At 61.1% G+C, this 7,100-nt stretch carries 9 protein-coding genes, 1 tRNA gene and 2 pseudogenes; 5 read left to right on the plus strand and 7 right to left on the minus strand.

The genetic code is table 11. The features are described 5' to 3' along the window. Together C2U70_RS08715 and C2U70_RS08720 are read left to right on the plus strand one after the other, a co-directional pair. On the plus strand, positions 1–427 hold a 427-nt coding region (locus C2U70_RS08715; RefSeq protein WP_140977596.1), incomplete at its 5' end, for an LmrA/YxaF family transcription factor. A 371-nt stretch (positions 428–798) separates the two neighbouring features. Then, positions 799–1,071 carry a hypothetical protein gene (locus tag C2U70_RS08720; protein ID WP_140977597.1) on the plus strand — a complete coding sequence of 91 codons (273 nt, stop codon included), beginning with the start codon at positions 799–801 and terminating at the stop codon, positions 1,069–1,071. A 64-nt stretch (positions 1,072–1,135) separates the two neighbouring features. On the opposite strand, the gene C2U70_RS33670 is transcribed toward C2U70_RS08720, so the two are convergent. Beyond that, positions 1,136–1,264 carry a hypothetical protein gene (locus C2U70_RS33670; protein WP_283810356.1) on the minus strand — a complete coding sequence of 43 codons (129 nt, stop codon included), beginning with the start codon at positions 1,262–1,264 and terminating at the stop codon, positions 1,136–1,138. Positions 1,265–1,367: 103 nt separating this feature from the next. Beyond that, positions 1,368–1,484, minus strand: a pseudogene (locus C2U70_RS08725) (universal stress protein); the annotation flags it as partial. Positions 1,485–1,839: 355 nt separating this feature from the next. Here C2U70_RS08725 and C2U70_RS08735 point away from each other — a divergent pair. Then, positions 1,840–2,016: pseudogene (locus C2U70_RS08735) on the plus strand (type II toxin-antitoxin system RelE/ParE family toxin); the annotation flags it as partial. Here the strand turns inward: C2U70_RS08735 and C2U70_RS08740 are convergent. The 3 genes from C2U70_RS08740 to C2U70_RS08750 form a co-directional block, all read right to left on the minus strand. Beyond that, positions 2,017–2,562 carry a methionyl-tRNA formyltransferase-like protein gene (locus C2U70_RS08740; RefSeq protein WP_140977598.1) on the minus strand — a complete coding sequence of 182 codons (546 nt, stop codon included), beginning with the start codon at positions 2,560–2,562 and terminating at the stop codon, positions 2,017–2,019. A gap of 110 nt (positions 2,563–2,672) precedes the next feature. Then, entirely contained in the window at positions 2,673–3,194 is a 522-nt protein-coding gene (locus tag C2U70_RS08745) for a GNAT family N-acetyltransferase (RefSeq protein ID WP_140977599.1), read from the minus strand. Beyond that, positions 3,182–3,481: a DUF1778 domain-containing protein gene (locus tag C2U70_RS08750; RefSeq protein WP_140977600.1), complete on the minus strand. Its 300-nt coding sequence runs from the start codon at positions 3,479–3,481 to the stop codon at positions 3,182–3,184. Before C2U70_RS08750 ends, C2U70_RS08745 begins: the two co-directional genes overlap by 13 nt. A gap of 535 nt (positions 3,482–4,016) precedes the next feature. Here C2U70_RS08750 and C2U70_RS08755 point away from each other — a divergent pair. Further along, positions 4,017–4,361, plus strand: coding sequence for a hypothetical protein (locus tag C2U70_RS08755; protein WP_140977601.1), 345 nt, complete (start codon positions 4,017–4,019; stop codon positions 4,359–4,361). 238 nt (positions 4,362–4,599) lie between these two features. Here C2U70_RS08755 and C2U70_RS08760 read toward each other — a convergent pair. Then, positions 4,600–4,675: transfer RNA gene (locus tag C2U70_RS08760), tRNA-Ile, on the minus strand. A 309-nt stretch (positions 4,676–4,984) separates the two neighbouring features. Next, positions 4,985–5,959 (minus strand): tripartite tricarboxylate transporter substrate binding protein, encoded by a 975-nt coding sequence (locus C2U70_RS08765; protein ID WP_186294142.1) that lies wholly within the window; start codon positions 5,957–5,959, stop codon positions 4,985–4,987. Positions 5,960–6,072: 113 nt separating this feature from the next. Here C2U70_RS08765 and C2U70_RS08770 point away from each other — a divergent pair, with 113 nt between their 5' ends. After that, on the plus strand, positions 6,073–7,038 hold the full coding sequence (locus tag C2U70_RS08770) for a TAXI family TRAP transporter solute-binding subunit (RefSeq protein WP_140977603.1): 966 nt from the start codon (positions 6,073–6,075) through the stop codon (positions 7,036–7,038). The last annotated feature ends 62 nt before the right edge of the window (positions 7,039–7,100 follow it).

A 7,100-nucleotide genomic window follows, 5' to 3' on the forward strand; every position in this document is an offset into this window, starting at 1 on the left:
GACCCATGGCAGCCTGTACAGTCAGTTCGGATCCAAGGAACGGCTCGTCGAAGAAGCGGTGGCCCACGCGATCGCCGCCAAGGGGCGAGACGTGCCAGAGGTCTTTGCTCTCAGCGACTACGTTTCAGAATATCTATCGGCGGCGCATCGCGACGAGCCGGGAAGCGGCTGCCCGTTCGCGGCGCTGGCTTGCGAGGTGTCACGCCAAAGCGCTGGCGTGAGAGAGCGTTTCACGGCCGGCGTGCGCGGCATGGTCGCGCTTTTGAGCGGCCGAATGGGTTACGGGCTGAAGCCGAAGCAGCGCGAGGAGAAGGCGCTCGCGGCCACCGCATCCCTGGTCGGGGCACTGGTGCTCGCACGGGCCGTGAACGATCCCAAGCTGTCGGATGACCTTCTTCGCGCGACCAGGAACAGCTTGAGCGAGTGAGCGCCAGGCCCTTGTCGCGGGGACAGTGCGGCCCGGTGCCCCTCATTCCTGCGAAAGCGGTACAACGGTGTAAGTGCATTTAGTTATGCTCTCGAACCTGCGAAAGCGACCAGAGCAATTGAATGCACTGGACTGCAATCACGAAAGCCAAGGCTCCGCAGATTGCGGGCCTTTCTGACAAGATGCGGTCAGCGCTGCGTGCCGGGGATGATCGCCGGCGCCGCAAATTGGCGTGGCGTGTCCGCGATTTGGTCTCTCCGCCTGCAAGCGCTCGCGCGCTGAAACATTGGTCCCCCTTGGTCGTTCAGACATGGAGACCGCGGCGATCGGGCCAATCGAATAGCTTCGCCACCGGAGAGGCAAGGGAGCCCATGTCCAGATTCCTGCAATGGTTCTTTCGGAATCGAAAAACCGGTGACATCACGGTTGCCCAGGCTCCCAACCTCCTGCTCTGGGTCGTGATCGTGGCCGGCGTCCTTCGCTGGCTCTGGCATCCGCCGGGCACCGCCGCCATTGCCCTGGACATCGCGTTCAAAGGCGGCCTCGTCCTGTGGTCGCTCGACGAGATTTTTCGCGGGGTGAACCCCTGGCGGCGTTGCCTTGGCGGAGCCGTCCTGGCTTACGAGCTCGCGACGTTGTTGTGATCGTTGTCCGGGATCGTCCCGCGAGTCAGGGGCCGCGCATGTTCAATGGCCTCTCGCGGGAGCCTCACCGCACCCCGGTGCCCTTGCAGCGCTGGCACTTCACCACCTTGTCGCCCTTCTTGACCAAACCCTTGCCCTCGCAATTCTTGCATTTCTGCTTCTTCTTGATGTTCGGGCCTTTTTCGCTGGCCATGAAATTCTCCTGCTGCGAGAGAGCGGTCGATTGGCGCCTTGTATGGGTTGCGCTCGCTTAGCGGAACAGCCAAGCGGCGTGTGCAAAGCCGGCACGGCTTCGGCACCACCGACACCCGTATGCTTCCGTCCACAAGGACCTCAGACGTCCGGCTGCTCAAAAATAGCTTCCTGAGACCGCGACGTCCATGAGAGGCCATGACGATTAAGTCGCAGCCCCTGACGCGTCATTGCGTGCGCCGCACGTGCGACCACCGGCATCACGCCAACAACCGCATCCGCTCCAACTGTCAGCCAAGCCGGTGAGGTGAGCGACGGCGGCGAGATTGTCGGTCTCGCCTTCCACATCGGTACCCGCGTCGCCGCGAGGCGCGCGCCAGCTAGGTGCTGGTGTCGAGCGTGAAGGATCTGCCGAAGACCCAGTCCGGGGTCCGCCTCGAGGATCTCGGGATGCACCAGCTCAAGAGGGTGCCGGAGCGGTGGCGATTGTGGCGGGTGGAGGAGTGAGGGGGCGCTTCCGGCCCCAGTCTTTCTCCGCTTCCGTTGCGCTCCAGTTAAGCCCAATACGAAGTCCGGAGCGAGCTCGAAGGCAATCGTATCGCGCGGGTACAGTTCTGTGTTCACGAAGGTCGGATGATTTTGCTCCACGCCTTCATCAAGAAGACGCAGAAGACACCCCATGCCGAACTGAACTGGCGCAGACGCGCGCCGCTGCGCGACCGAAACTGCAGCCCCGCAACTTCCACAACATAGTTATCGTGCGGCCGCTGAACTTTGAAGCGTTTTGACGTGCACGGCGGCTTGGCCGGGCGCGGTATGCACCCAAAGCTCAACCGGCAACGGCATATCTGACCGCTCCGCATGGTGCTCGATGTGCTCGACAAGCTTCCCCGAGATATCCCCGCCATAGATTAGATAGATCGCGCGTTCATAGCCCACGACGCGCCGGAAAACGGAAAGCGTGTTCAAATCCTTGGGTGCGCCTTGGCGCGCCGAACGCGCCGGCTTGACTTCGAGCACCGCATGGTTTCCGCCCATGTCGCCTGGGCGGTGCACGAGCAGATCAGGCTTGAACCCGTCGGCGCCCAATTCCATCAGCTTGGGATGTGCCGCCTTGTCCACTTCGCCGTTGAGCCAGAAGGGGCAGCCGCCCGGCCAGCGTTTGCGCATCTGATGATACAGTTCGTAGCAATAGACCCGCTCGCGATAGACCGGAAGCCCACCATGAATGCTCAGGAGGAAATAGTCTCGTTCAATAGCCGCTGTGGCCTCAGCAAGTAGGTGGGATAATTCCTGCATGCGACTTTCCCGTTAAATCAGGCAACGGAGATGTGCTGAGGTAGGAATGATAGATTGGCGTGCGCAACGACCATGTGAGAGCCGTCGCTGCTCAACCAGCAGATCGATAACTAAAGTGACTGAACGATTTCTTCGATTGACAAGTAGAGCGTCCGATTGCCGACAGGAAACGACTTGAAGCCGTAGCGGGCATAAAATGGGACGGATTCCTGATCGACGGCGTGGACCAGAATAGCGCGCGCTCCAACTAGTTCCGATGCCTTGGTAACACGAAGCAGCGCATCCTGAAGCAATGCTCGCCCAAGGCCCTTTCCCTGATATTCTTTATCGACCGCGAGCCTGCCGATTATGACGACCGGCGTGGGGTTGGGCAGATTCCGACGCAATTTCCGCGGTGCGCCTTGGTGCTCTACCGCGCCAGCTGCAAGGCAATAATATCCGACGACAGATTGTCGACGCGTTGCAACGTAGCAGCGCGCCGAGCGCCCTTCGGCTTTGAGTGCCGTGTGCTTCAGCCAATCATTGAGAGGGATCTTGCCGCAGTCGAAACGAGCAACGTCGTGCGAAGACGAAAGAGGCGCTGGGGCAACGAGGGGACCCAGCGCCTCTTGTAGGGGCGTTATTTCTGCCATGGAGCTTTACTCGCGAGAAGCTGCTTCAGCCGGGCATTAGGCTGAACAGGTGCATCTAGAGCTTTCAAAAATTCCTCGTATTGCGAGGTCTCTAACGAAAACAGGCGTTGGTCCAGAAGGACGTCGACGGCATGCTTCCTTGCGCTCTCCAGAATGAAATCAGTCCGCGTCTTTCCCACCACGGCGGCTGCGCTATCGATGAGATCACGCAGCTTGGTCGGCAGACGCACATTGATCACTGCATCCTTCTTGCTCTCCCGAGGCGTCTCCATCACGGCGGTGGACATCGTAACCTCCTATGTTGGATTGCTTTTTTGCTTTATACGCAAACGTATAACGTTGTATTGACAACGTCAATACAATTACGTATATACGTTGGACATACAGGTTCAACAGATCGGGATGATCGTCGTTCCAAAATAAAAAGGCTGCCGGAACTGGAACTTCCGGCAGCCTAAACCGCCCCTCGGGCTCGAGAGCCCCTTTGGGACAGGCGCTTTACAGCGAACCAAATGTAGCGGTTCGATGCCTGCGGTCAACATGGCTCTCAGACAGGAAAGAGTCATGTCAGCATGGCAAATTGCCCTCGTCAGAGAACAGGGCGTCAACTTCGGCGTAGTCGTAGTCCAAGACCACGTGCTCGATGACAGCCTCAAGCGGGACCAGATCTGTGGATCATGGATGGCGCGCCTAGGTTGTCCGGTGGCGCTCATAGGCGCGCATCATCACCGTACCTACGGTCGCCATGACATCGTCAACTGGCTCGCGTCAGTACCTGCTTCGCGCCTCCCATGGCGGCGGGTAACGGTGTAGGAGGACAAGATGTCAGATATCATCGACTGGCCAGGTTTATCCGGTAAGCTTTATCGATACTGGTTTCTCGCAAACCCGCGGTCGCCGTCGGCGATCAAGAGCGAGGCGGGCAATTACGCATTCGTGAAGCGGCTTCCGACAGGACTGTATGTTCCGCTTTACTTCGGTATCGCGGATGATCTCAGTGCACGAATCCCGTTCCACGAGCGTTGGACAGATGCTATGCGCGCCGGCGCGACTGACGTGATGACGCACACCACACCAAACGGAGCATCTGCCCGCGAGGCTGAAGAGCGGGATCTAATCCAGCGATGGAATCCTCCGCTGAATGTTCATCACCGCAGTGTGGGATAACATTCGGATCGCGCGGATCTTCTCGAGAAGAATTGGCGGACTTGGCAGGCAGGCCCGTCATTCTCTCGAGGATCATCTTTTGGTATGAATGTCGATCCATAGTCATCTCGCTAAAACGGCGGCTATCGGACCACGTTCCCATGAAATCTGCGTTAAAGCGTCGCTGGCAGCACTACCGAGCCAATCGAGTTTCGTCTCACTCTCATCGCTCCGGATGAATCATGCTGCCGTCGAGCTGTGGTGGGCCCGGCAGGACTCGAACCTGCAACCAGACCGTTATGAGCGGCCGGCTCTAACCATTGAGCTACAGGCCCCGCCGCGGGACGGCCGCAAATGTGCGGACGGCAACGGTGCGCGGTCCATTTACAGGGCTTGAAGCGGGGGTGCAATGCCGGGTCCGGCTGACCTCAGTACAAGAGCAGCGGCGCCTGGCGCGGGTGGCCGACAACTCTTGCGATGATGGCAATATACACCTGATTTGCCCGACGGGTCAAGTAGAATTTCGTAAAATCAGCAAACCTCGGCCGGCGCCGAATTTCTACTGTGCATGGGGTTGTTTTCGGTTTCTCGTTCGAGGGGACCGGCGCCGGTTCGGTTCCGGCCGGCGCCGCGACGCTGCCCCGCTAGTCGACCGAAACCCCTGCGAACTCCACCACCTTGCGCCATTTTTCGGTCTCGTCGGCAACCAGCTTGCCGAACTCGGCCGGCGTCATCGGCCGCGGGATGCCGCCGGTCTCGCCGAGTTTTGCGATGATCTTCGGGTCCTTCAGCGCTTCGCCGATCGCCTTGTTCAGCGTGTCGACGATCTCCTGCGGCGTGCCCTTCGGCGCGGAGATGCCGTAGAAGCCGACCGACTCGAAGCCCGGCACGGTCTCGGCGATCGCCGGCAGGTCAGGCACGGCCGGCCAGCGCTTCGGCGAGGTGACGCCGAGCGCGCGCACGGTGCCGCCCTTCACCTGCTCCAGCGCGGAGGGGAGGTTGTCGAAGATGAGCTGCACCTTGTTGGAGATGATGTCGGGGAAGGCGATCGCCGATCCCCGATAGGGTACGTGCACCATGTCGCACTTGGTCATCACCTTGAACAGCTCGGCCGACATGTGCACCGAGGTGCCGTTGCCGGACGACGCATAGGAGATTTTTCCGGGGTTGGCCTTGCAATAGTCGATGAACTCCTGGACGGTTTTTGGCGGAAACGCGTTGGAGACGACCAGCAAATTGGTGAGCTGCATGATGCTCGCGACGGGCACGGTGTCGCGCAGGAAGTCGAAGGGCAGCTTCTTGTAGAGCGAGGTCGAGATCGCGTTGTTGGGCGCGACGAACAGCAGCGTGTAGCCGTCGGGCGGCGCGTTGATCGCAGCCGCAGCCGCGATGTTGCCGCCCGAGCCGGTGCGGTTCTCGACGATGAACTGCTGGCCAAAATGCTCCGACAGCCATTGCGCCATGATGCGCGCGACGATGTCGACGGGGCCGCCAGCGGCAAAGCCGATCATCCAGTGCACGGGGCGGTCGGGGTAGGCGGCAGAGGCGGGAGGGGCAATGCTTGTCAGGCCGAAACAGAGCGCGAGCGCAAAAACACCGTGACGCAAACTGCGGAACATGAAACCTCCAAATAGTCTTGTTGTCGTTGCCGCCATGCTTTCATAAAATTCGACGGCTGCCTACAGTCAGCCCGGCATGTTGACGCCGCGGATGCGGCGCCGGAGCGCTTGCGATGAAACTCGGATTGTTGATCACGCTGGCCGCGATGACGCTTGCAGGCCCCGCCACGGCCCAAACCGGAGACAAGCCCATTTCACCGATCACCATCAGTCTTGGCACCGCCACGCCCGGCGGCGGCTTTCCGCTCTATGGCAACGCCTTCGCGCAAGTCATGAACGCGGCCGACCCGTCGCTTGCGATCGCGCCGCGCAACACCAAGGGCAGCAACGAGAACATTCCGCTGCTGGAGAAGGGCGAGCTCGATCTGGCGCTGGTCGCGGGCGAGCCGGCCTATGAGGCCTTTGCCGGCATCGGCCGCGCGCCCGTGCAGCTGAAGATTCTCACCGCGATCTACTCCAACCCCGGCATGTTCGTGGTGCGCGCGGACAGCCCCTACAAGACCATCCGCGATCTCGTGGGACAGCCGGTCGCGTTCGGCGCAAAGGGTTCTGGCCTGCCGATCCTTGCGCGCTATGTGCTCGACGGGCTCGGTCTGAAGCAGGACGAGGACTTCAAGGCCATCTATCTCGACCGCGCCGGCGACGGCCCCGCGATGGTCGAGGATGGCCGTGTCGCAGCACTCTGGGGCGCCGGCATCGGCTGGCCCGGATTCGCCGCAGTCGCTTCCAGCGCGAGCGGCGCACGCTTCATCGCGCCCAGCGCGGACGAGATCGCGCGCATCCGCGCAAAGCATTCGTTCCTGAAGCCGCTCACCGTGCCGGCCGGCAGCTATCCCAGGCAGAGCGAAGCCATCGCCTCGCTCGGCTCATGGAGCTTTGTGCTGACGCGCGAGGATCTGCCCGACGACATCGCCTACCGCTTGGCGAAGACACTGCACGGTGTCGAGCCAACGTTCTGCAAGACCCTCGCGCAGGCCTGCGAGACCACCGCCGCCAACACGATCGCGGCCGCGCCGCGGCCGGAGCTGATTCATCCGGGCGTGATGAAGTATTTTCGCGAGATCGGGGTCGCGAAGTAGCGCGCGATTGTAGCCACGACCGTCATGCCCGGGCTTGTCCCGGGCATCCACGTTCTTTGTGC

It is taken from the genome of Bradyrhizobium guangdongense (genome assembly GCF_006483445.1).
Taxonomy (GTDB): domain Bacteria; phylum Pseudomonadota; class Alphaproteobacteria; order Rhizobiales; family Xanthobacteraceae; genus Bradyrhizobium; species Bradyrhizobium guangdongense_A.

Bases quoted from the DNA above. Each gene is read 5' to 3' on its own strand.
- C2U70_RS08720 (WP_140977597.1), top strand. From the start codon at position 799: ATGTCCAGATTCCTGCAATGGTTCTTTCGGAATCGAAAAACCGGTGAC.
- C2U70_RS33670 (WP_283810356.1), bottom strand. From the start codon at position 1,264: ATGGCCAGCGAAAAAGGCCCGAACATCAAGAAGAAGCAGAAATGCAAG.
- C2U70_RS08740 (WP_140977598.1), bottom strand. From the start codon at position 2,562: ATGCAGGAATTATCCCACCTACTTGCTGAGGCCACAGCGGCTATTGAA.
- C2U70_RS08745 (WP_140977599.1), bottom strand. From the start codon at position 3,194: ATGGCAGAAATAACGCCCCTACAAGAGGCGCTGGGTCCCCTCGTTGCC.
- C2U70_RS08750 (WP_140977600.1), bottom strand. From the start codon at position 3,481: ATGTCCACCGCCGTGATGGAGACGCCTCGGGAGAGCAAGAAGGATGCA.
- C2U70_RS08755 (WP_140977601.1), top strand. From the start codon at position 4,017: ATGTCAGATATCATCGACTGGCCAGGTTTATCCGGTAAGCTTTATCGA.
- C2U70_RS08765 (WP_186294142.1), bottom strand. From the start codon at position 5,959: ATGTTCCGCAGTTTGCGTCACGGTGTTTTTGCGCTCGCGCTCTGTTTC.
- C2U70_RS08770 (WP_140977603.1), top strand. From the start codon at position 6,073: ATGAAACTCGGATTGTTGATCACGCTGGCCGCGATGACGCTTGCAGGC.